Source organism: Pseudomonas sp. SIMBA_068 (assembly GCF_046534705.1).
Lineage (GTDB): Bacteria > Pseudomonadota > Gammaproteobacteria > Pseudomonadales > Pseudomonadaceae > Aquipseudomonas > Aquipseudomonas putida.
This window is the reverse complement of sequence record NZ_JAWRYI010001879.1, coordinates 1-229: the sequence shown is the minus strand read 5'-3', so window position 1 is coordinate 229 and position 229 is coordinate 1. Positions and strand designations below refer to the sequence as shown.

The 229-nt window shown below is 48.5% G+C and carries 1 pseudogene; it reads left to right on the top strand.

Annotation, left to right across the window (positions count from 1 at the left end):
* A pseudogene (locus SB756_RS36290) lies at window positions 1-229 on the top strand (ATP-binding protein); the annotation flags it as partial.

The following is a 229-nucleotide window of genomic DNA, read 5'->3' as shown; positions in this document are numbered from 1 at the left end:
GGCAAAACGATGCTGGCCGAAGAGCTTGCGAAAAGTTTAGACACCGAGCTTATTCAGTGGCACATTAAATCGACCACCAAAGCACAGCAAGGTTTATACGAATACGATGCCGTATCGCGTTTGCGTGACAGCCAGCTAGGTGATGAGCGCGTGCATGATATTGGCAACTACATTGTTAAAGGTAAGCTGTGGCAAGCATTTACCTATGCCGAGCTTAACGGCAAACGCC